Origin of the sequence: Kaistella sp. 97-N-M2, assembly GCF_021513235.1 — a bacterium.
Lineage (GTDB): Bacteria > Bacteroidota > Bacteroidia > Flavobacteriales > Weeksellaceae > Kaistella.
On the sequence record NZ_CP090976.1, the window covers coordinates 2779846 to 2800525 of the forward strand.

Consider the following 20680-nt stretch of genomic DNA (forward strand, 5'->3'; position numbering starts at 1 on the left):
AAAAAATTCCTAACTTTGAATTTCACCCTTAATTCATTAGAGTTATGATCGATAAAATAAACGTCAGAGTTTACGCCGCAGTCCTTAAAAAGCGATGCGTTCTTGCACTGCAGGAAGAGTACGCCGGTCAACAACTTCTAAAATTCCCCGGCGGCGGCTTAGAATTTGGCGAGGGTATTTTAGATTGTCTGCACCGCGAATTTGAAGAGGAACTTAACCTTAAAATTGAAAATTTAAGGCATTTTTATACGCAGGAAGAATTTTTAGTTTCCCGCTTCCGACCCAATGAGCAGCTTTTGACGATTTATTATATTGCGGAAATTGTTGACGTGGACGATTTAATAATTCGCGACGCCTGCATTGAAAAAATAGAATGGGTTTCCCTCGATTCCGAAGAAAACCCATTTCCTTTGCCTGTAGATATGATTGTTTTTGATCTTTTGAAACAGAAATTCTTATAGAATATCATTCAAAACCTTTGCTAAGCGAAGTCCGCCATACAGCAGTTGTCTTTCCAAAAGTGGCGTAAACTTATAATTGTAGTCGTACGCGTATGAGGAATCTGCCAATGAATTGGAATAAATCTTATTCGCTTCCTGATGACTGTCGTAAAGCCATTCTTCTAAAGTCCCGGACTGAATTTTTTTCACTTCATCTTTCGATTTTACATCCAGAACCGTTGCATATTCGGTGTAACTGTATTTTTGGAAATCCACTAATTTTGAGTCCCACAAGGAGTGTAAATTGGTATTATCTCCAAAAAACTTGACCTTAATTTTATTTCCCCCCAAATCTTCCAGTCGTCCCAGATGTAGAGGTTGCGCCGCATCGCCCATAAGATGAATAAGAAATCTCAGCGCAATCTCCCGGTCTTTTACTGGCGTTTTTTTATCTTTAATCTGTTCCGACAATATCTTAATTTGCGTATAAATATTGGGGGCTTTTTGAAGTTGAAGTGAATCGTTGAAACTTTTAAAATTCGTTTGAGGATCAACATTCACGTAATGCCATTGATCGGTATGCTTCCAAACACCGGTGGTGTCTGCTTTAATGAAATCCGGCCAATTTGCCCAATAGGCTAATTTTTCTGTGCCGATGATCTGCTTTAAATGGCGTTTTGCCGCACCCGTAAGATGGTTTTCTGCGATTTCTGCAATAACGCGATGGCCTGTGGTTCCCCAACAATAGGCGAAATTAAAACTCAACAGGGCTAAAAGCACGACTGCGTTTCTGATGAAATTTTTCATTAATTATTTTTTGACTTTGAAATTCATGTAACCCGGATACGGCCGAAAATAGCCGGCATTCCAGTTGCTTTGAAGAAGCGCTTCGAGAAATTCATCGGTTCGGTTTTTATGCGGATCAAAAGGTTCCTTAATATCAACATCTGCAATATTTCCTTTCACATTCCACCAAAAAGCACTCCAGCCACCGCGAAGTTCCCTGATTATATCGTAAACTGTTTTTCCCGTCGCTCTGTTCATCAGCTTCGCAAAAACCCGTCCTTCCGTTGTTGTAAGATCTTTTAATTGTGTTTCGTACTGATCCGCCAAAGCGTTCTGGCGCTGACTTACATATTTCCGCTGGGTGTTTCTGTCCAGGTCCTTCATATCATCCTGAATATCTTCATATTGATCTAAAGCAGTAAGAAACAGCGGATAAACCCTGTTCAGCTTTTTATTAAGAAAAAAATAATAGTTTTGGTCGAGTTGATTATTGAAACGTGGTTTTTTGAAGAGAATTAACTCATCCATCACCACTACATTTTCGCCGTTGATTTCGTAAATTCGGGCTTTCTGGCCTTCGTCGTAGTAATATTTATTACCCAATTCGTCGGTCTTCAATAATTCTGGGGGATACTGGCTTACCGGCTTTGCAATGATTACGGAATCTTGCTGCGCATACGTAAAAAGTCCAGTAAACAGTAGAAATATCAATATAAGTTTCTTAAATTTCATTACTTTTACTTCCTGTTAAAACAAACCTAAGTCTACCAAAAATCATTCCCCTTTTTATGAAATTTCAAAATAAATCGCTTAAATTCTTAGAAGAATATTTAAACACCGCATCGCCAACAGGTTATGAACACAAGGGCCAAAAAGTCTGGATGGATTACGTAAAACCCTACGTGGATAAAGTGGAATTTGACCATTATGGAACGTGTTACGGAATCATAAACCCGGAGTCGGAGTTTAAAGTGGTCATCGAAGCGCACGCTGACGAAATTTCATGGTACGTAAATTATATAACCGATGATGGTTTAATTTACGTAATTCGCAACGGAGGATCCGATCAAATGATTGCTCCCTCCAAAGTGGTAAACATTCACGGAGAAAACGGAATGGTAAAGGGCGTTTTCGGCTGGCCTGCAATTCATACAAGAATGGGCGAGGAAAAAGAAACCACGCCAAAACTGGAAAACATTTTTATCGACTGCGGCGCCACCACGAAAAAAGAAGTGGAAGATCTCGGCATTTTTGTGGGCACGATGATTACTTACCCCGATGAATTTTTCGAACTAAACGACCGCTATTTTGTTTGCCGCGCTTTAGATAACAGAATTGGTGGATTTATGATTGCGGAAGTGGCCCGACTTTTAAAGGAAAACAAAAAAACCCTTCCTTTCGGTTTGTATGTAACGAATTCTGTACAGGAAGAAGTAGGTTTATACGGCGCCGACATGATTGCAGATACCATTAAACCAAATATCGCGATTGTAACCGATGTTACGCACGACACCACAACACCGATGATTGAAAAGAAAAAGGAAGGCGACCAGAAATGTGGAGACGGTCCCGTCGTCTTTTTCGCGCCGAGCGTTCATCACAAAATACGCGAACTGATCCTAGAAACTGCTAAAACGCAGAAGATTCCCTACCAAAGAGCCGCTGCCAGCCGTGCCACCGGAACTGATACGGATGCTTTTGCGCACTCCAACGGCGGCGTTCCTTCTGCCTTAATTTCGTTGCCGCTGCGATATATGCACACCACCGTTGAAATGGTTTCAAAGGAAGATGTGGCAAACGTAATTCAGTTGATTTATGAAACGCTCCTCCAGATCACGCCCGACATGAACCTGAAATATCATTAATTCCAATAATCCGAAAAATGAAAACAAAACTAATTTCACCTTCCCTCCTCTCCGCAGATTTTGGAAATCTGGAAAGAGATATCCAAATGCTGAATAAATCCCAATCCGACTGGTTGCATGTTGATGTGATGGATGGCAGATATGTTCCCAATATTTCCTTCGGATTTCCCGTGATGAAAACGGTAAAAAAGTTTTCGAAAAAATTTGTAGATGTTCATCTCATGATTGTGGAACCGGAAAAATATGTAGAAGAATTTATTGAGCAAGGCGCAGATTTGGTCTCCATTCATTACGAAGCCTGCGTGCATTTGCACCGTACCATTAACCTCATTCAGGATAAAGGCGCAAAAGCCGGTGTAGTTTTAAACCCGGCATCACCCGTGTTGTTGCTGGAGGATATTATTGCGGATGTAGATCTGGTCTTACTGATGAGTGTGAATCCAGGATTTGGCGGACAGAAATTTATCGAAAACACGTACAAAAAAATTGCAGAGACGAAAGATTTAATCTTATCCAATAATTCCACGGCATTGATTCAGATCGACGGTGGCGTGAATTTGGATAACGCCGCGAAACTTTTCGAAGCTGGCGCCGATGTTTTGGTAGCCGGGAACGCCGTTTTCTCTTCAGAAAATCCCGAAAAGACTATCGAACTTATGAAAATCTAAAAATAAAATTTTTTAAATAACAAAGAGAGGAATCAAGCGGTTCCTCTCTTTTTGTTTATTGAGATGTTGATTCGGATATCGATTCAAAAAAAAACGCATTCGTCTTTACAAAAAGAGTTAATGAAATTCAATAGAAAAAAAAATGCAATCTCTTTCGTTTTATTGTAAATTTACTTTTGAAAGTGCTTAACCTCACTTATAGTTTGCTGGTTATCATCACGATACCACATCATAAAAAAGATTATAAACTCAGAATTTAAAATTAATCGCAGTGGAAAAATTTCTATTTATACAATTGACGGCTGCTAATTATAAATTGTTTCGGTATGGTGATCGCAAAACCTTTCAGTTTCGCAGGCTTTATCTGATTCCGCTGAAATTAGCCCTTTTCCGGCGACAGTTTTTTCTGTTTTAATTAAAATGCACTTCAAATTATATTAAACATTTAAAATTTTAAAAAGATGAAAAAACTAATAACATCCCTGCTTTTATTTTTGATAACGGTTAACCTCCCGGCTCAAAGCAAATATTGGCTGTCCGGGAATTATTCCAAAGGTATGCTCGACTATTTCAACAATGGAAAGGTAGAAAAGATTGGCGTGAACTGGAAGAATGCTGCACCAACGGTTGAAGGCCGGATCGTGGTTTTTGGCGAATTTAAAAAAGATGACTCCGGCAAAGAATATTTTTCGGCGGAAGGAACGGCGCCTCAGGTAAATCTCTTAAAAGGTTCTGTAAAAAAGCAGAAATTCAACTGTTCTGTCAGTGATCAGGAAGGCGTGATGACTCTGAATTCCGGTGGAAAAAAAGGTGATTTTGTAAGTTTCGTACCTCTACAAGATAACGCGACTATTTCGGTTGCCAGGGCAGATTGGGGCACAAAAATATGCGATAATAAAAGATATGGCATTTACTATATTCAGCAAATACAGGCAAATGCAGTCGCCACAAATTCCGGAACAAATGGCAGCATGACCCAGGAGCGCACTCCGGAAAACACAAATGTCACCGGCTCGCAAATTTCTTCTCAGGAAGCTAAAGAAGCATTAGATTTTCATAATAAAGCAAGATCAGAAGTAGGTGTAGAGCCTTTGGTATGGTCGGCAACACTGAGCATCTTTGCGCAACAATGGGCAGACCATCTCGTGGCCAATAATAACTGCAGGTTGGAGCACCGCCCGGATTCCGGCGAGTGGAAACAACGTTACGGCGAGAACATTGCGATGCAACCGCCGCAAAGTCATTCCGCGAAAGATGCATCTGCACAGTGGTATGAGGAAATCGACAAATTTCAGAATGTGGTGCTGAATGATCATAACTGGTTCGATGCGGGACATTATTCGCAAATGATCTGGCGAAAAACCAAAGCAGTCGGAATGGGCGCCGCAAAATGTTTGAACGGTTATTACATCATTGTTGCAAACTATGATCCTGCAGGGAATTTTATGGGCGAAAAGGCTTATTAAAAATGGTCAAAAAATATAACTTGCCGAAAGTACTAAACGAAAAATCCAGAAAAATTTCTGGATTTTTATTTTTTGTATGAACGTCTTTTTTAGAAAATTTCTCTTCCGGAAAAATGAAACTGGGCCTCGATCAACGCATTCTCGTCAGAGTCAGAGCCGTGTACCGCATTTTCTCCGATGGATCTTGCGAACATTTTTCTAATGGTTCCTTCAGCAGCGTCCGCTGGATTTGTAGCTCCGATTAAAGTTCTGAAACTTTCAACTGCATTTTCGTTCTCCAAAACTGCGGCTACAATCGGTCCCGAAGACATAAAATCCACCAATTCCCCGTAGAAAGGTCTTTCAGCGTGAACTTCATAAAATTTTTGAGCATCCGCAACGGTAAGCTGCGTTAATTTCAAAGCTTTGATTTTGAAACCCGCTTCCGCAATTTTTCCTAAAATAGCACCAACGTGACCGTCTGCAACCGCATCTGGCTTGATCATGGTGAATGTAATTTTACCTGACATATATCTTGTTTTATTGTGGCGCAAAAATACAAAAAACTTTGCTACCTTTGCACTGAAAGTTCAGGAAAGATGAGTCGCCACTTATTTGTTGGCACGGAAATTGTAATTATTTTTCCGATTCTCATGTTTAATTTGAGTTTTCATGGTTATTAGTTTTTACCCAGCTTTGGCTGGGTTTTTTTATTGCGCATTGATCTCCTCTGCTTCTTCCATAAGTTTTAAATAGGTCATATACCTCGATTCCTCAATTTTACCGGATTCTAAACTGGCTAAAACCGCGCATTTTGGTTCGTTAATGTGCATACAATTGTGAAATTTACAGTCTCTGCCGATGCGAAATATTTCGGGAAAATAATGCTGGATTTCTTCTTTCTGAACATCGATCATCGCAAATTCTCGCACGCCGGGAGTATCGATCACGCTGCCGCCAAAATCCCAGAAGTGCATCTGCGCGAAAGTGGTCGTATGTTTTCCTTTTAAAAGTTTTTCCGAAATTTCGGAGGTCTTGATTTTTAGCGCGGGTTGAAGCGCATTCACTAACGTCGATTTTCCGCTGCCGGAATGTCCGAAGAAAACAGAAACCTTATCTTTAATGGTTTCTTTCAGCACCTCCAAATTCAATTTGGAATAAGAGGAAATTTCTAAAATATCATACCCAATTTCCTTGTAGATTTCTTCGATCTGAACCAGCACAAATTTCTCATTGTCGGTAAGCACATCTATTTTGTTAAATAAAATCAGAGGCTTGATGTTGTACGCCTCGCAACACGCGAGAAAACGGTCCAGAAAACCCAAAGAAGTTTCCGGATGTTTCAAGGTGTAGATAAAACACGCCACGTCAATATTCGACGCAATAATGTGCGCCTCTTTGGAAAGATTGGTCGATTTTCGGATGAGATAATTTTTCTTCGGTGCTATCTTCGTAATCCACGCCACATCGTCCGCTTCCAAAGAGAACTCGACCAAATCTCCCACGGCGAGCGGATTGGTTAAGCGGGTTTTGATCAGTTTAAATTTTCCCCGAATTCTGGCTTCAAAAAAACGCCCGGTTTCCTGTTCTAAAACCTGGTACCAACTTCCGGTGGATTTTGTGATGAGTCCTTTCAAAATTAAATTTTTCTTTGGAGTGAATTTACGGTCATTAAGAGAAAATCAAAAGCCTGCGACCAGGCGGTTTCCCTGTATTCCGCAATTTCTTCTTCTGCCAGGTCATTCATCGCTTCAACAGGAGAAAACTGTATTTTCTGCCTGAATTTATCCAGCAAAACATCAGAAATTATTTTCATCACAATTTATTCTGCACTTCAATCGATTCTTCATGAATGGCTTTGAAAACTTTTTCGATAAACTCGGAAGACATCCCGGTTTCATCGGCTTTTTGAAGAGCGTATTCCGTGATCACTTTCCAGCGTTCGGGCTGAAAAATCGCGATGCTGTTGTCCTTCTTCAAAGTTCCGATTTTCTCTGAAATTTTCATCCTTTGCGATAAAAGCTCAATTAAATTAAAATCTAGATCAGAAATTAAAGTTCTGTGACGCCCCATTTCTTCGTCGAAGGCGGAAATATCGGAATTTCTGATCTGCAGATTGGCAATCAATTCTGCCAGAACTTCCGGCGTAATCTGCTGCGAAGCATCGCTCCAAGCTTCATCGGGATTAGAATGACTTTCGATGATCATTCCTTCGTATCCAACATTCATTGCCTCCTGCGCAATACCTGCCAATCCTGTGCGGTTTCCGCAAATGTGCGAGGGATCGACCAACATTGGAATATTTGGATACTGATTTTTGAAATCCAAAGCGATCTGCCAGTTCGGAATATTTCGGTACTTTGTTTTTTGGTAGGTTGAAAATCCGCGGTGAATAACGCCCAAATTTTTCACGTCTTGACCTAAAAGTCTTTCCAAAGCACCGATCCACAAAGCCAAATCCGGATTTACGGGATTTTTAACGAACACAGGTTTTTCCGTTCCTTTCAGAGCTTCGGCGATTTCCTGAACGGTGAACGGATTCACCGTGGAACGTGCGCCGATCCACAAAATATCGACATCGGCCTTTAATGCCGCCGCGACGTGATGGGCATTCGCAACTTCTGTTGCGGTTTTGAAACCGTATTCTTCTTTCACTTTTTTTAACCAGCCTAGACCAATCGTTCCAACGCCTTCGAAACCATTAGGCTTCGTTCTGGGTTTCCAGATTCCGGCACGGAAAATCGGAATTTCCGCATTGGTTTCTTTGAGTCTTTTTGCCGTTTCGAGCATTTGAGATTCGCTCTCCGCGCTGCATGGTCCGGCTATAATTAAGGGCTTTGGGAAATCTTTTACCCAGGCATTTTCTAAATTTTTTAAATCCATCTTCAAGGAAAAGTCAGTGATAAACTGGCTGTATTTTTATATCGTATTAATTAAAATCAAATTTGAACAGGTCGTCTAAATCCCGCAAAACAGGATTAATCTCCGCAAATTTATCGAAAATCTTTCGTTTAGTGATGATTTCTTTTTTCAGGGAAACGTCATTTTTATATTCGATGACGATATTGAAGTGATTCACTTTGTGCATAAAATGATTAAAGAAATCGGCGCGGACTTTTTCAAATTCATTTTTGGCAGAATCCGACGGATAAGTAATCTCCACAATGTTTTCATCCTTTTTATGAAGCTGAAAAGAACTGATGGCATTATAGACGAGAACATCCTTTTCTTTCAGATGATCTAAAAATTTTTGCCATTCACTTTTCAAGTCAGTTTCCGTGAAATGATTGCTGGGCAGATCTTCTTTTACTGAGTTGACTGTTTGTTCTTCTTCCGTTTCCGTTTTCTGCAAAGCTGCGCTGATGCTGTATTTTGAAGGAATTTTTTGCGTCGCAATCGGTTCCGCTGTTTTCAAAATGACCTTTGGCGTATCCTTCGGAACTTCTGCGGTTATTTCCGGAGCAAGTGTTGGCTGTGCTTCGGTTTTTAAGGTTTGCGAATCTGCCGGCGCTTTAAGTAGCGGCGCTAGAATTAAGAATTTTTTTTTAGAATCTACGCCACTCGCCGTTAAAGACGAAAGCTGCATCAGCGCAATTTCCACGGTTAAGCGTGAGTTTTTGGAGTTTTTGTAGTTGATGTCGGCGTGGTTGCAGATTTCAATTGCATCGATTAACTGTTGAACCGTCCAGTTTTTACTCTGCTCGGAAAACTTGATTTTGGTCTGGTCGCCAACTTCGATGAGACTTAAAGTTTGCTGATTTTGCGCCATCATCAAATCGCGGAAATGATTTCCTAAACCTGCGATAAACAGATGTGAATCGAAACCTTTTTTCACAATTTCATTAAAAGCAAATAAAGTCTCCGGGATTTTATTTTGATGCGCCAGATCGACAATATTCAAATACTGGTCGTAATCCAAAATATTAAGAACTTCGGCAGCTTTGGCCAAAGTAATGTTTTTCTGTGTAAATGTGGAAAGGCGGTCGAAAATCGAAAGTGCGTCGCGGAGGGCGCCGTCAGCTTTCTGCGCGATCAAATAAAGCGCATCATCTTCATATCTGATGGCTTCTTTTTCTGCAATTTTTTTTAAGTGATCTTGAATATCTTCAATCGTAATTCTTTTGAAATCATAAATCTGACATCGGGAAAGAATCGTTGGAATAATTTTATGTTTTTCCGTTGTTGCCAAAATGAAAATGGCGTGAGCCGGCGGTTCTTCCAGCGTTTTCAAAAACGCATTAAATGCTGCAGAAGACAGCATGTGAACCTCATCAATAATGTAAATCTTGAATTTACCAACCTGTGGAGCAAAGCGAACCTGATCGGTCAATTCGCGAATATCTTCTACGGAATTATTGGAAGCCGCATCGAGTTCGAAAATATTGTACGCAAAATTATCTTCGGACGTGGAACCGTCTCTTTCATTAATTTTTCGGGCAAGAATTCGGGCGCACGTCGTTTTTCCGACGCCTCTCGGACCGCAAAATAAGAGTGCCTGCGCCAACTGATTTTCTACGATGGCATGTTCTAAAGTATCTGTAATGTGGGACTGCCCGACAACAGTATCAAACTCTTGCGGACGGTATTTTCTTGCAGAAACCACGAAATTTTCCATTGGTCAAAAATAGGGAAATAATTGGGAAAATGAAACACATGTTCTTATAAAAAATCGAGCATGAACACTTAATATCTTTAATGCGTAAAGATTAATTTACTGCACGGTTCCAAAATTTTAACCTCTGCGGTTCCTTATTAGCCGGATGGTTTACTTTTTGGTAATGATATAAAATGAAAAAAATACTTATTACAGGAGCCGGATCCGGACTGGGAAAAGGCACCGCCATTGGGTTAGCAAAAGAAGGACACCACGTAATCGCGGGAGTTCACGTTTGGGAACAGCGATCTGAGTTGTTAAAAATAATTAAAGAAGAGAAACTGGAAAAAAATATTCAGGTAATCAAACTTGATATTTTAAATGAAGTCGATTGCCAGCACGCGTATTCCTTTGATATTGATATCCTCGTTAATAATGCGGGAATGGGCCACTCCGGGCCAGTTGGCGAAATGCCGGTTGATTTAATTCGGGAGGTAATGGAAACCAATGTGTTTTCCCCGCTGGAGTTTTCGCAACCGATTATCAAAAAAATGGTGAAGAGAGGAAAAGGCAAAATTATTTTTGTTTCGTCGATCGCGGGACTTACCACTTCACCGTACTTAGGGGCTTACAATGCATCGAAGCATGCACTGGAGTCGATTGCACAAAACCTGCGGGATGAATTGCATGACTTCGGCGTAGAGGTAGCGACCATAAATCCCGGTCCGTTCGAAACCGGCTTTAACGACAGGATGTACGATACGTATGAGCAATGGTATGACTTGGCAGAAACTTTTACAAAAAAAGAAACCATTGAAAAAGCATCCAAAAAATTATTGGATAATCAACTGGATCCGCAGATAATGATCGACGAAATGGTAAAGGTGATTCCGCAAAAAGTTCATCTTTTCAGAACCATCGTTCCGGAAGTAATGTCGAAAAACTGTCAGCAATATCAGGAAGAACAATACACGCTGAAATGCAACGAAAAGAGCAGCAGTAAATAAACGTTAAAAATAAAAAACACTCTTGATTAGTTAGGATTTCGTTTTACCAAGCGACTTTTTTGCTAAAACGCTTAAAAAAAACTCTCATCGCAGTTAAATCAGCAATGAGAGTTTTTTTAATTGTGAAATAATCAGGAAATTTTTCCTTCTTCCAGAATTTCTTTATTTTGATACTCCTGCACCAAGTCGATGGCATTCGAAACCACGTCGCTCAGCGCGGTGATAAACGTGCCTTCTTCCGCCATACTCATAGCATGTTTTAAAGCTTCGATCTCTTTCGGAATAATCTCGTAGCTCACATCGGTGCCGGCTTCCTGCATTCCGGAAATTATAAGGCCGTTTATTTCGTCCTCGCCTCTTCCGCGAAGATGTTTTTCATTGCGGATAATAATATAATCGAACATGCGGGCGGCAATTTTACCGCACTCCTGTATGTCTTTGTCGCGGCGGTCGCCGACGCCGGAAATAATTCCGATTTTCTTTGTGGCATCCACATTTTTCAGATAATCTTCAATGGCTTCGTAACCCGCAGGATTATGGGCGAAATCGATGAGAACATGGAATTTTTTAAATTTAAAAATATTTAATCTTCCCGGCGTTAAAGCCGCACTTGGGATAAATGTTCTTAAAGAGTTGGCGATATCTTCGATCTCGAAACCATAGAGATAAGTGGCTAAACTCGCTGCCAACACATTCGAAATCATAAATCTGGCTTTCCCTTCCATGGTGATGGGAATGTTATGCGCTTTCGCAATGCGGATTTTCCAGTCGCCTTTTTTGATGGTTATAAAGCCTTCTTCGTAAACGCAGGTGATTTTTCCTTCTTTCGCGAATTTTTTGATGTGCGGATTGTTTTCATCTAAACTAAAAATAGCGATTTTAGAATCTAAATCCGTCATTAACCTCATAGAATAGTCGTCATCCGCATTCAAAATGCTCCAGCCGTTTTTCTTTACCGAATCGAGCACAACTCTTTTTACTTTAGTTAAATCTTTTAAATTATGAATGTCGTTTAAGCCCAAATGATCTTCTTTGATGTTGGTTAAAACGCCGATGTCGCAATTATTAAATCCTAGTCCGGAGCGCAAAATTCCGCCGCGGGCCGTTTCCAGAACTGCAAATTCAACGGTCGGATCCTTCAAAACAAATTCCGCGGAAATTGGTCCGGTGGTGTCGCCTTTCGTTAACATTGTATTTTGAATGTAAATGCCGTCGGACGTCGTGAATCCTACTCTATAGCCGTTATTTTTAACGATGTGTGCAATAAGTCTTGTCGTTGTAGTTTTACCATTTGTACCCGTAACCGCAATAATTGGGATCCTGAATTCTTTCCCTTGCGGATACAACATATCGACCACGGGAGCCGCAACGTTTCTGGGCAAACCTTCGCTGGGCGCCAGATGCATGCGGAATCCCGGTGCTGCATTAACTTCCAAAATGGCGCCGCCACTTTCTTTCAACGGTTGAGTTAGATTTTCGGCCATGATATCCACACCGCAAACATCCAGGCCAATGATTCTGGAAATTCGTTCGCACATCGTAATGTTTTCGGGATGAATTAAATCGGTAACATCAATAGAAGTTCCACCTGTAGAAAGATTGGCGGTGGATTTCAGATAAACGATTTCTCCTTTCTGCGGTACCGTTTCTAAGGTTGCATTTAATTTCTCTAAAAGTTCGTTAGTATCTTTATCTACCAAAATCTCCGTAAGAACATTTTCATGTCCGTACCCTCTTCTGGGATCCATGTTTTCTTTATCGATGAGTTGCTGAATATTCATTTCGCCATCACCAACGATATGGGCGGGAACACGTCTTGCGGCGGCGATCATTTTGTGGTTAATCACCAAAACGCGAAAATCATAGCCCGTAATAAATCTTTCGACGATTACTTTCGGACCATAATTTTGGGCATGTTCCAACCCAATTTTTGCAGAAGCCCAGTCGTTAACGTTGATGGAGGAACCTTTGCCGTGATTGCCGTCCAGCGGTTTCAAAACCAATGGATAACCAATTCGATTGATCACGTGCTGCAAACCTTCTTCATCGATCACCAGATCACCCGTTGGAACAGGGATAGCGGCCTCGTCGAGCATTTTCTTTGTAAGCTCCTTATTACAGGCAATATCAACGGCGATAGAACTTGTTTTTCCGGTGATCGTAGCCTGAAAACGCTGCTGATTGATCCCGTAACCCAACTGTACCAAAGAATTTCTGCCCAAACGGATCCACGGGATATTTCGGGCAACGGCTTCCTGAACGATGCTTCCTGTGGAAGGTCCAAGTCTTTCGCGCTCGCGTGTTTCCCGTAAAGTTTGTATGCAGTGCTCGATGTTATATTCTCGCCCATCAATCAAAGATTGCGCAATTTCTACTGATTGTTCGGCGGCGTAAATTCCAGAATTTTCTTCGAAGTAATTAAAAACCACATTGTAAACACCTGGTGTCTTGGTTTCGCGGGTGCGTCCGAAGCCCGCATCCATGCCGGCTAAGGTTTGAATTTCGAGGGCAATATGTTCGATCACATGTCCCATCCAGGTTCCCATTTCTACCCGCTGAAAAAATCCACCTTCAACGCCTTCGGAACAGCGGTGCGTTATTAAAGAGGGAATTAAACGTTCCAGATTTTCCCGGAAACCTTCGATTTTATTCGTTGGCAGGTTTTCCACCTCTTCTAAATCCAAACGCATCTGAATTAATTTTTTTCTGCGAATGCTCCAAATATTAGGACCTCTTAAAACCTGTATTTTTTCAATTTTCATATAATCTTTGTCTAGTTACGGTGGCTGTTTTTCTGTAATCAAAATCAAAGATAAAGGAAATGCTTAATAATTTGAAAAATATTTTTAAAAAGACAAGATTTGAAGCGGAAATCAAGCAGATTGGCAGTCATAAACAATTTGGATTTTCTAAAAAGAATGAGCCCCGAAATTAATATTTTCTCTAAATTTGCAGACAATGAGACCAATAGGAAAATTAATGATTATCGGTGGTGCAGTAAACAAGGGCAGCTTTGCAGAAACCGAATACGACCAAAATGTAGAGAAAAATCTCAATTTTTTTGAAAGAGGAATCCTCCGGAAAATCATCGACGAATCACGGTTAAAGGAAGATTCTGTTATAGAAATTATTACTACAGCCTCTCAAATTCCCCAGATTGTAGGACCCGAATACAAGAAGGCTTTTGAGTTTTTGGGGGCGAAACACGTAAGTATTCTCGATATCCAAAACAGAGATCAGGCCAACAGCGATGCCATGGTTGCACGCGCAAACGCGGCAGATGTGGTGATGTTTACAGGTGGTGATCAGTTGCGACTGACATCCATACTGGGCGGAACAAGATTTCACGATGCCATTCTATTAAAGTATCAGGAGCAGAATTTCATTTATGCCGGTACATCTGCAGGCGCGGCGGCAGCCTCCGAAAATATGATCTATCAGGGCTCCAGCCACGAAGCCTTATTAAAAGGTGAAATTAAAACGACACAAGGTTTGGGTTTTATCGAAAATGTGATCGTCGACACGCATTTCGTGCAGCGCGGCAGAATCGGCAGACTTTTTCAGGCGGTCGTCAACAATCCCCGGACATTAGGGATTGGTTTGGGAGAAGATACGGGACTTTATATTGATGGCGATATGATGACGGCAATCGGATCCGGCCTGGTAATTCTGGTCGATGGTCGATTTATAAAAGACACAAACCTGACAAATATCGAACTTGGACAACCTATTTCTATTGATAATTTAATCGTACACGTTTTATCGCAAAATGATTTTTTCGATTTGAAAACGAAAGATTTAACCATTGTCAATTCTCAGTACAACCCCATTCCACAGAATATTTAAATTGCGAACACTTTTTTTAAACGCAAAACTCATTCAAAAACATTAAATGAAAATTATTATACACGGCGGCTTTTTCTCCGAAAGCGATCAAAGCCAGGAAGTGAAAACTGCAAAACAGAATTCCCTGAAAGATATTGCAGCGAAAGCTTTCAAATTTTTAAAAGATCACTCGGCGGAAGAAACCGTGGTTTATGCGGTTTCTTTGCTGGAAGACGATTCGCTGTATAACGCGGGTACAGGCTCACAGATCCAGAGCGACGGCAAAATAAGAATGAGCGCCTCCTTGATGAACGGGGAAAGTCAAAAATTTTCCGGCGTCATCAATATCGAAAACGTTAAAAATCCCATCGAAGTTGCGCAGGTTTTAATGAAAGAAGACGACCGGGTTTTGGGAGAACTTGGTGCTAAAAAATATGCCTCCGAGAACGGTTTTAAGGATTTCTCTACGGAAATTCCGCAACGTCGGAAAGAGTATGAAGAGAAGGTAAGAAACGGCGGAAAAGGAACCGTGGGTTGTGTTGCTTTGGATAAAAACGGAAAATTAGCCGCCGCCACCTCTACGGGTGGAAAAGGTTTTGAAATGGTGGGAAGAATTTCAGATTCCGCCACGGTTGCCGGAAACTTCGCGAATCAATTCTGCGCGGTAAGCTGCACGGGAGTTGGCGAAGATATTGTGAGCAACGCAACGGCGGCAAAAATCGCGGTTCGTGTGAGCGACGGAATGCAAATTAACGAAGCCTTCGAAAAAACCTTCAACGAATTAAAAGAGATCGGCGGTTTTGCAGGCGCCATCGCCATTGATAGAGACGGGAATATCTTCCACCAGGATTCTCATCCCACCATGGTTTTTGCCAGTTTCGACGGCGAGGAATTTGAAATTTTTCAGTAAAAAAAGTTTAACACTGTAATTTCATTTGCCGTAATTTTGTAAATCAATTTAATTCCAGATTAATGGCCGGATTTAAATGGTGTAAATTCAGTTTCAATTAATATTAAAAAAGATAAATCATGAAAAAATTAGTAGCCATCGCAATTTTAGGTACTTTATGTTTCGCAGCTTGCGCCCAAAAAGAAGAAAAACGCGAAGATTATAAAGACACGCACAGCGTGGAACATAAACGAAACGCGGGCGTCGATTCGGCGGCTTTTCAGGACGAAGAACAAAAGACCGATTCGATTTCGGTGAAATAATTGAAAAAGAAAATGCGTCGTCCGACGCATTTTTTGTTAGTACTCAAATAAGATGGAGCCCCAAGTAAATCCGCTGCCAAAAGCGGAAAGCAAGACCAAATCGCCTCTTTTAATTTTTCCTTCTTCAATGGCTTCGCTTAAAGCCAGCGGAATTGAAGCGGCGGTTGTATTGCCATATTTCTGAATATTATTGTATACTTTTTCTTCCGGCAGATTAAACTTTTTCTGCACAAACTGCGCAATTCTCAGATTCGCCTGATGCGGAATGAACATATCTAAATCCTCCACGGTTTTTCCGGCAGATTTTAAAGCCTCTTCCATCGTTTCGGGGAATCGTGTAACGGCGTGCTTAAAAACGAAATTACCGTTCATCACGGGATAAATTTCGGCATTCGTTACATTTTCCGGTTCCAAACGCATTCTGTCGCTCCACCCGTATTTCGAACCGGGAAATTTCGTACACAGTTCGTCGGCATATTTTCCTTCAGAATGCATATTGAAAGCTAAAATATCGCCGCCGTTTTCCGCGTCGGAAGCCGACAGAATAACCGCGCCGGCCCCATCGCCGAAAATCACGGAAACGCCGCGCCCTTCATCGGAAAAATCCAGTCCAAAGGAATGAACTTCTGCGCCCACAACCAAAATATTTTTATAGGTATTCGATTTAATAAAAGCATTGGCCACACTCATCGCATAAACAAAACCGGAACACTGGTTCCGCACATCCAACGCGCCAATCGTATCGCAGCCGAGTTTTTCCTGCAGTAGTACGCCACAACCCGGAAAATAGTAGTCGGGTGAGAGCGTGGCAAAAACAATAAAATCGATATCTTTTGCGGTTAATCCCGCCATTTTTAAAGCTTTTTCGGAGGCTTTAAACGCTAAAAAAGACGTCGTTTCTTCGGAATCGTTTCTGTTCTTTCGGTGATGGCGCTCTTTAATTCCGGTGCGTTCGGTGATCCATTCGTCGTTGGTGGACATCAATTTAGACAAATCATCATTAGTTACCACGTTTTCCGGAACATAATGACCGATTCCTTTAATTATACTTTTTATCATGAAGATTTTTTTTAACTACACAAAGATAATTTATATTTGAAACATGGTCTAAAAGATAATTAAACCTAAAATTATATTTAAATTTGTGCAATGCCAATAGAAATAATTTACCGAAACGACCATTGTGAGTGGATTGATGTTGAATCGCCGACGGAGGATGATCTAAACTTCCTGCATCAAAGATATGAGATCAACATGCTTCTCCTGGAAGATACAATCGATCCGAACCACCTGCCGAAGTTCGAGAACGATCATATGGTGAAATTTTTTCTCATGCGCGAAAACACGGAACTGGAAAGGGCAAACCTAAATACCATTAGCGACATCTCGACAAAACTGGGTATTTTCTTGATGGATAAAGTTATCATCACCGTTCACCGCATGAAAAACAGAAGCATTTATGAATTTAAAAAAGACATTTTGCTTCCGGAAAATGCAGAGATCACCGCAGAAACCATCGCGCTGCAGTTGGCGCTAAAAGTGATGAAATCCTTTGATGATGAGTCCCAGAGTCTTCTGCAAACAATGGATAATATCGAAAATGAAATCTTCTTAAAAAACACGAACAGCTCGAACCAAATTCGGCGTCTCTATCAGTTGAAAAGGAAATCCGGACTGAACGCGAGAATACTCAGCATCTCTTCGGATTGGATTGAAAAATTTAAACTCTTGAAACTGGAAGATGCTGCAATTACCGATTTGAAGGATAAACACAAAGACGTGATTACCGATTTTGAGCATTTAAACGCGCAGGTAACCAACCTCATCTCCATGTTTTTGGCAATGAGCGATCAAAAATCCAATCAGGTGATGAAGGTTTTGGCGATCTACTCCATGTACTTCTTTCCTATTACTTTTATTGCCGGAATTTATGGAATGAATTTCGACATCATGCCCGAACTGCACGAACCTTCCGGTTATTTTTTCACTTTGGGTTTAATGGGCTTTATCGCGTTGCTGACGTTTTTGTTTGTGCGGAGAAAACGCTGGTAATCTTCTTAGTTTCATCGATGCATTGTCAGGTCCTTCTATTCCTGATATTCTCTCCTTTTTTATATTTTAAAACGATACATTTAAAGCACTTTTTCCTGCAAAATAAACCCAACTTTTTTCGCTAACGGGGAAATCACCCTTTTTTAAATGGAAGGTGTTATGTTCAAAATATAAATATTAATTTTGATGGACAAACAGATGAGAACTACCCATGAAAACTACCGTGCTTTACCCAAAGAGATTTAAAAACCCGACCTGTTTCGACGACTATCAAAATGATCAAATAAAATAGGATGGAAAATTTCTTTGCCCTCATCATCGGTGTTGGCGGAGATTTAGCCGCTACTGCAGAAGATGCCTCTGCCATTAAAAACTTACTTTGCGATCCCCAGAAAGGAGGTTACGACCCGAAGAATGTAGAATTTTTAGTTAACGAATTTTCTACCAAAAAAAACGTCATTTCTTCTCTGGATAAAATTATCTCCAAAACCGAAAAATTGGCTAAAGCGACGGTTGTGGTTTATTATTCCGGCCACGGTTTGCAAATTCCCGATGATGACGATCCTGAAAAAAAAGAATACTTCCTGAAAACCGCGGGTGCCGACAAAACAAAAAAGGAGGAAACCATGCTGAATGGCGATCTTTTTTCCGCCAAAATAAAAAAAATTAAAGCAGACAAACTCCTCATTCTCCTCGACTGTTGCCACGCAGACGGCATGAAACGCAGAAAGATTTCGGACTTGGAAGATATGGTAGTCGAAGAGCAGTCCTCCAACAGAGGATTATTGGAGAAACTGACGTCCGGCGAAGGCCGTGTTTTTATTTCCGCATGCGACGATAATGAAGAATCGGTAATCCTTCCCGGTTCCAAAAACAGTCTTTTCACGGAGGTTTGCCTGGAAGTCTTCGACGGAAAACTTTCTCCCTCTGATGAATTTGTAAGTGTTGTTGATCTGATGTATTACATCATTAAAGAAGTTCCCAAAAGAGTTTTGCCTTTTCACCATACGCAGCGTCCAATTATTACCGAGGTGCAGCATCTTTCACCGGATTATTTTGTGTGCCGAAACGGAAATTACAAACCTGGGCGCGCAGATCTTGAAGATTTTGTGAGTGACGATTCTGCGGAACGACTGGATTTCATACGGGATTACGATAATAAAATTTAAAACTTCAGCCATGGAAATTTTAAACCGCAACGGAAAAATTATTCCGCAACTTATAACTAAAGGCGAGGAAAGAAAACCCTGGGATGCCGCTCACGACTACCTGGATCAGGAAATCATCCAAAATAATAATCCAGAATATGTGGAACCTAACATCAGGCACGAACTTTTTTCCGCAAAAGATCCGGAAGTAGTTGCAGATGGCAATCATGCTGCTTTGGAATCATTCAACGAAAGCGAATATCTGAAAAACTGGCCGCGGCCTCAGGAACAGAAAGACCGTTTTGTCTGGCATCTGAATGATCAGTTTTCGGAATTTAAAAAAGCAAACCAAAAACTTCTGGACAAAGTACGAGATCCGTGGATTAAAGTTGGGCACATCGACACGGGCTTTCAACCGAATCATCCGGCGCTGCCGAAAAATTTAAATAAAGAAAAAAGCCGCAGTTTCATTAAGGGAGAAGAAGGCAAACCCGCCGTTGATATTGCTTCCGGAACAAGTATGGAACAGGACGGTCACGGTACTGCAACCATGATTTTACTCGCCGGGAATGCTGTAAAAAAAATCGATACCGAAGGTAATTACGAAGGTTTTGTTGGCGCTGCACCGTTTGCTGAAATTATTTCGATGCGCATCTCGGAAACGGTGGCTCTTATACAGACTTCCACCTTCGTCGATGCTTTAGAGTATGCGATTTCGGAAGGTTGCGAAGTCATCAGCATGTCAATGGCCGGTGCGCCTTCCAAAGCCTGGGCAAATATGGTGAACAAAGCCTATGAAGCGGGTATAACAATTGTAACTGCGGCAGGCAATTCCTGGTTTGAAGGGCCGAGAAAAGCTTTACCGAAACGCGTTCTTTATCCCGCGCGGTGGGACCGCGTTATTGCCGCTACAGGTGTTGCCTGTGATAATCTGCCGTATATTCTGGAAGCGCGACTTCAAAAAAAATCCGAAGGCGGCGAAACCATGCAGGGAAATTTTGGTCCCGCCGATGTGATGACGCATGCTCTGGCGGCTTATACGCCCAATGTTTTTTGGGCAACCATGAATGATAAAGGAAAATTCTTTCGCCTCGACGGAGGCGGAACTTCATCGGCGACGCCGCAAGTGGCAGCCGCGGCTGCAATATGGCTTACCTATTACCGCAACGAGATTAATGAAATTCTAAAAAAGCATCCCGGAGAAAAATGGCGAAAGGTAGAAATGGTAAAAAATGCATTGTTCACTTCTGCCGACCGGCATTCTTATCCACTGTTTAAAACCTATTTGGGACGCGGAATTTTGAAAGCCGATAAGTGCCTGTCGGTTCCACCTTCTAATGAAAATCTTGTGAAAGCAAAAGAAGCAAATGTGAATCTTTGGGGAATTCTGGATCTGTTGGGTTTGCTGCTTCGCATGAAAGGCGACAGTGAAATTGATGAGGTGCGAAGTGAAATGTTTCAAACCGAAATTTTGCAGCAGATGCACACGAATCCAAAACTTCAGAAATTTTTAGATTATAAGGAAACCGACCTCTGGACGGAAGCAGATCGGGAACGTATGCGGCAGGAATTGCTAAACTCTCCCACGGTTTCCGACAAACTAAAGGAATATTTGAAGTCTGAATAACATTAACACCC

20 protein-coding genes are annotated in these 20680 nt (G+C 41.3%); 11 read left to right on the forward strand and 9 right to left on the reverse strand.

Features of this window, described 5'->3' with window-relative positions; genetic code table 11:
- The first annotated feature begins 44 nt into the window (after positions 1 to 44).
- The gene (locus L0B70_RS12955) at positions 45 to 461 is read left to right on the forward strand and encodes an NUDIX hydrolase (protein ID WP_235142194.1); all 417 of its coding nucleotides are present in this window, start codon (positions 45 to 47) and stop codon (positions 459 to 461) included.
- Here L0B70_RS12955 and L0B70_RS12960 read toward each other — a convergent pair.
- Together L0B70_RS12960 and L0B70_RS12965 are read right to left on the reverse strand one after the other, a co-directional pair.
- The gene (locus tag L0B70_RS12960) at positions 456 to 1247 is read right to left on the reverse strand and encodes a S1/P1 nuclease (protein WP_235142195.1); all 792 of its coding nucleotides are present in this window, start codon (positions 1245 to 1247) and stop codon (positions 456 to 458) included. The two genes, L0B70_RS12955 and L0B70_RS12960, sit on opposite strands and share 6 nt — an antisense overlap.
- Before the next feature lie 3 nt (positions 1248 to 1250).
- Complete coding sequence (locus L0B70_RS12965; RefSeq protein ID WP_235142196.1) at positions 1251 to 1958, reverse strand: DUF4294 domain-containing protein; 708 nt, start codon at positions 1956 to 1958, stop codon at positions 1251 to 1253.
- Between the two features lie 56 nt (positions 1959 to 2014).
- Between L0B70_RS12965 and L0B70_RS12970 the strand changes: the two genes are divergently transcribed.
- The 3 genes from L0B70_RS12970 to L0B70_RS12980 all read left to right on the forward strand — a co-directional run bounded on the left by L0B70_RS12970 (position 2015) and on the right by L0B70_RS12980 (position 5225).
- Entirely contained in the window at positions 2015 to 3091 is a 1077-nt protein-coding gene (locus L0B70_RS12970) for a M42 family metallopeptidase (protein WP_235142197.1), read from the forward strand.
- A gap of 17 nt (positions 3092 to 3108) precedes the next feature.
- Positions 3109 to 3759 (forward strand): ribulose-phosphate 3-epimerase, encoded by a 651-nt coding sequence (gene rpe, locus L0B70_RS12975; protein WP_235142198.1) that lies wholly within the window; start codon positions 3109 to 3111, stop codon positions 3757 to 3759.
- Positions 3760 to 4220: 461 nt separating this feature from the next.
- On the forward strand, positions 4221 to 5225 hold the full coding sequence (locus L0B70_RS12980; protein WP_235142199.1) for a CAP family protein: 1005 nt from the start codon (positions 4221 to 4223) through the stop codon (positions 5223 to 5225).
- Positions 5226 to 5314: 89 nt separating this feature from the next.
- On the opposite strand, the gene L0B70_RS12985 is transcribed toward L0B70_RS12980, so the two are convergent.
- The 5 genes from L0B70_RS12985 to dnaX all read right to left on the reverse strand — a co-directional run bounded on the left by L0B70_RS12985 (position 5315) and on the right by dnaX (position 9819).
- A complete protein-coding gene (locus L0B70_RS12985; RefSeq protein ID WP_235142200.1) occupies positions 5315 to 5734 on the reverse strand; it encodes a nucleoside-diphosphate kinase in 420 nt (139 codons plus the stop codon).
- Positions 5735 to 5914: 180 nt separating this feature from the next.
- Positions 5915 to 6841, reverse strand: a complete 927-nt coding sequence (gene rsgA / locus L0B70_RS12990; protein WP_235142201.1) for a ribosome small subunit-dependent GTPase A — start codon at positions 6839 to 6841, stop codon at positions 5915 to 5917.
- A gap of 2 nt (positions 6842 to 6843) precedes the next feature.
- Positions 6844 to 7020, reverse strand: a complete 177-nt coding sequence (locus tag L0B70_RS12995; protein ID WP_235142202.1) for a hypothetical protein — start codon at positions 7018 to 7020, stop codon at positions 6844 to 6846.
- Entirely contained in the window at positions 7020 to 8087 is a 1068-nt protein-coding gene (locus tag L0B70_RS13000; protein ID WP_235142203.1) for a chorismate mutase, read from the reverse strand. Before L0B70_RS13000 ends, L0B70_RS12995 begins: the two co-directional genes overlap by 1 nt.
- Before the next feature lie 46 nt (positions 8088 to 8133).
- Positions 8134 to 9819 carry a DNA polymerase III subunit gamma/tau gene (dnaX, locus tag L0B70_RS13005; protein ID WP_235142204.1) on the reverse strand — a complete coding sequence of 562 codons (1686 nt, stop codon included), beginning with the start codon at positions 9817 to 9819 and terminating at the stop codon, positions 8134 to 8136.
- A gap of 173 nt (positions 9820 to 9992) precedes the next feature.
- Here dnaX and L0B70_RS13010 point away from each other — a divergent pair, with 173 nt between their 5' ends.
- Positions 9993 to 10805 carry an SDR family oxidoreductase gene (locus tag L0B70_RS13010; protein ID WP_235142205.1) on the forward strand — a complete coding sequence of 271 codons (813 nt, stop codon included), beginning with the start codon at positions 9993 to 9995 and terminating at the stop codon, positions 10803 to 10805.
- A gap of 131 nt (positions 10806 to 10936) precedes the next feature.
- Here L0B70_RS13010 and cphA read toward each other — a convergent pair whose 3' ends face one another.
- Positions 10937 to 13567, reverse strand: coding sequence for a cyanophycin synthetase (gene cphA, locus L0B70_RS13015; protein ID WP_235142206.1), 2631 nt, complete (start codon positions 13565 to 13567; stop codon positions 10937 to 10939).
- A 196-nt stretch (positions 13568 to 13763) separates the two neighbouring features.
- Between cphA and L0B70_RS13020 the strand changes: the two genes are divergently transcribed.
- The 3 genes from L0B70_RS13020 to L0B70_RS13030 all read left to right on the forward strand — a co-directional run bounded on the left by L0B70_RS13020 (position 13764) and on the right by L0B70_RS13030 (position 15842).
- A complete protein-coding gene (locus L0B70_RS13020; protein ID WP_235142207.1) occupies positions 13764 to 14651 on the forward strand; it encodes a cyanophycinase in 888 nt (295 codons plus the stop codon).
- A 46-nt stretch (positions 14652 to 14697) separates the two neighbouring features.
- A complete protein-coding gene (locus L0B70_RS13025) occupies positions 14698 to 15540 on the forward strand; it encodes an isoaspartyl peptidase/L-asparaginase (protein WP_235142208.1) in 843 nt (280 codons plus the stop codon).
- A gap of 119 nt (positions 15541 to 15659) precedes the next feature.
- The gene (locus L0B70_RS13030; protein ID WP_235142209.1) at positions 15660 to 15842 is read left to right on the forward strand and encodes a hypothetical protein; all 183 of its coding nucleotides are present in this window, start codon (positions 15660 to 15662) and stop codon (positions 15840 to 15842) included.
- A gap of 36 nt (positions 15843 to 15878) precedes the next feature.
- On the opposite strand, the gene L0B70_RS13035 is transcribed toward L0B70_RS13030, so the two are convergent.
- Positions 15879 to 16901: a 3-oxoacyl-ACP synthase III family protein gene (locus tag L0B70_RS13035; protein WP_235142210.1), complete on the reverse strand. Its 1023-nt coding sequence runs from the start codon at positions 16899 to 16901 to the stop codon at positions 15879 to 15881.
- A 90-nt stretch (positions 16902 to 16991) separates the two neighbouring features.
- Between L0B70_RS13035 and L0B70_RS13040 the strand changes: the two genes are divergently transcribed.
- The 3 genes from L0B70_RS13040 (at position 16992) to L0B70_RS13050 (ending at position 20669) form a co-directional block, all read left to right on the forward strand.
- Positions 16992 to 17894, forward strand: coding sequence for a CorA family divalent cation transporter (locus L0B70_RS13040; RefSeq protein ID WP_235142211.1), 903 nt, complete (start codon positions 16992 to 16994; stop codon positions 17892 to 17894).
- 293 nt (positions 17895 to 18187) lie between these two features.
- Positions 18188 to 19063 (forward strand): caspase family protein, encoded by an 876-nt coding sequence (locus L0B70_RS13045; RefSeq protein WP_235142212.1) that lies wholly within the window; start codon positions 18188 to 18190, stop codon positions 19061 to 19063.
- 10 nt (positions 19064 to 19073) lie between these two features.
- The gene (locus L0B70_RS13050) at positions 19074 to 20669 is read left to right on the forward strand and encodes a S8/S53 family peptidase (RefSeq protein ID WP_235142213.1); all 1596 of its coding nucleotides are present in this window, start codon (positions 19074 to 19076) and stop codon (positions 20667 to 20669) included.
- The last annotated feature ends 11 nt before the right edge of the window (positions 20670 to 20680 follow it).

Coding starts and splice junctions, on each gene's coding strand:
- L0B70_RS12955 (WP_235142194.1), top strand. CDS start 45: ATGATCGATAAAATAAACGTCAGAGTTTACGCCGCAGTCCTTAAAAAG.
- L0B70_RS12960 (WP_235142195.1), bottom strand. CDS start 1,247: ATGAAAAATTTCATCAGAAACGCAGTCGTGCTTTTAGCCCTGTTGAGT.
- L0B70_RS12965 (WP_235142196.1), bottom strand. CDS start 1,958: ATGAAATTTAAGAAACTTATATTGATATTTCTACTGTTTACTGGACTT.
- L0B70_RS12970 (WP_235142197.1), top strand. CDS start 2,015: ATGAAATTTCAAAATAAATCGCTTAAATTCTTAGAAGAATATTTAAAC.
- rpe (WP_235142198.1), top strand. CDS start 3,109: ATGAAAACAAAACTAATTTCACCTTCCCTCCTCTCCGCAGATTTTGGA.
- L0B70_RS12980 (WP_235142199.1), top strand. CDS start 4,221: ATGAAAAAACTAATAACATCCCTGCTTTTATTTTTGATAACGGTTAAC.
- L0B70_RS12985 (WP_235142200.1), bottom strand. CDS start 5,734: ATGTCAGGTAAAATTACATTCACCATGATCAAGCCAGATGCGGTTGCA.
- L0B70_RS12995 (WP_235142202.1), bottom strand. CDS start 7,020: ATGAAAATAATTTCTGATGTTTTGCTGGATAAATTCAGGCAGAAAATA.
- L0B70_RS13000 (WP_235142203.1), bottom strand. CDS start 8,087: ATGGATTTAAAAAATTTAGAAAATGCCTGGGTAAAAGATTTCCCAAAG.
- dnaX (WP_235142204.1), bottom strand. CDS start 9,819: ATGGAAAATTTCGTGGTTTCTGCAAGAAAATACCGTCCGCAAGAGTTT.
- L0B70_RS13010 (WP_235142205.1), top strand. CDS start 9,993: ATGAAAAAAATACTTATTACAGGAGCCGGATCCGGACTGGGAAAAGGC.
- cphA (WP_235142206.1), bottom strand. CDS start 13,567: ATGAAAATTGAAAAAATACAGGTTTTAAGAGGTCCTAATATTTGGAGC.
- L0B70_RS13020 (WP_235142207.1), top strand. CDS start 13,764: ATGAGACCAATAGGAAAATTAATGATTATCGGTGGTGCAGTAAACAAG.
- L0B70_RS13025 (WP_235142208.1), top strand. CDS start 14,698: ATGAAAATTATTATACACGGCGGCTTTTTCTCCGAAAGCGATCAAAGC.
- L0B70_RS13030 (WP_235142209.1), top strand. CDS start 15,660: ATGAAAAAATTAGTAGCCATCGCAATTTTAGGTACTTTATGTTTCGCA.
- L0B70_RS13035 (WP_235142210.1), bottom strand. CDS start 16,901: ATGATAAAAAGTATAATTAAAGGAATCGGTCATTATGTTCCGGAAAAC.
- L0B70_RS13040 (WP_235142211.1), top strand. CDS start 16,992: ATGCCAATAGAAATAATTTACCGAAACGACCATTGTGAGTGGATTGAT.
- L0B70_RS13045 (WP_235142212.1), top strand. CDS start 18,188: ATGGAAAATTTCTTTGCCCTCATCATCGGTGTTGGCGGAGATTTAGCC.
- L0B70_RS13050 (WP_235142213.1), top strand. CDS start 19,074: ATGGAAATTTTAAACCGCAACGGAAAAATTATTCCGCAACTTATAACT.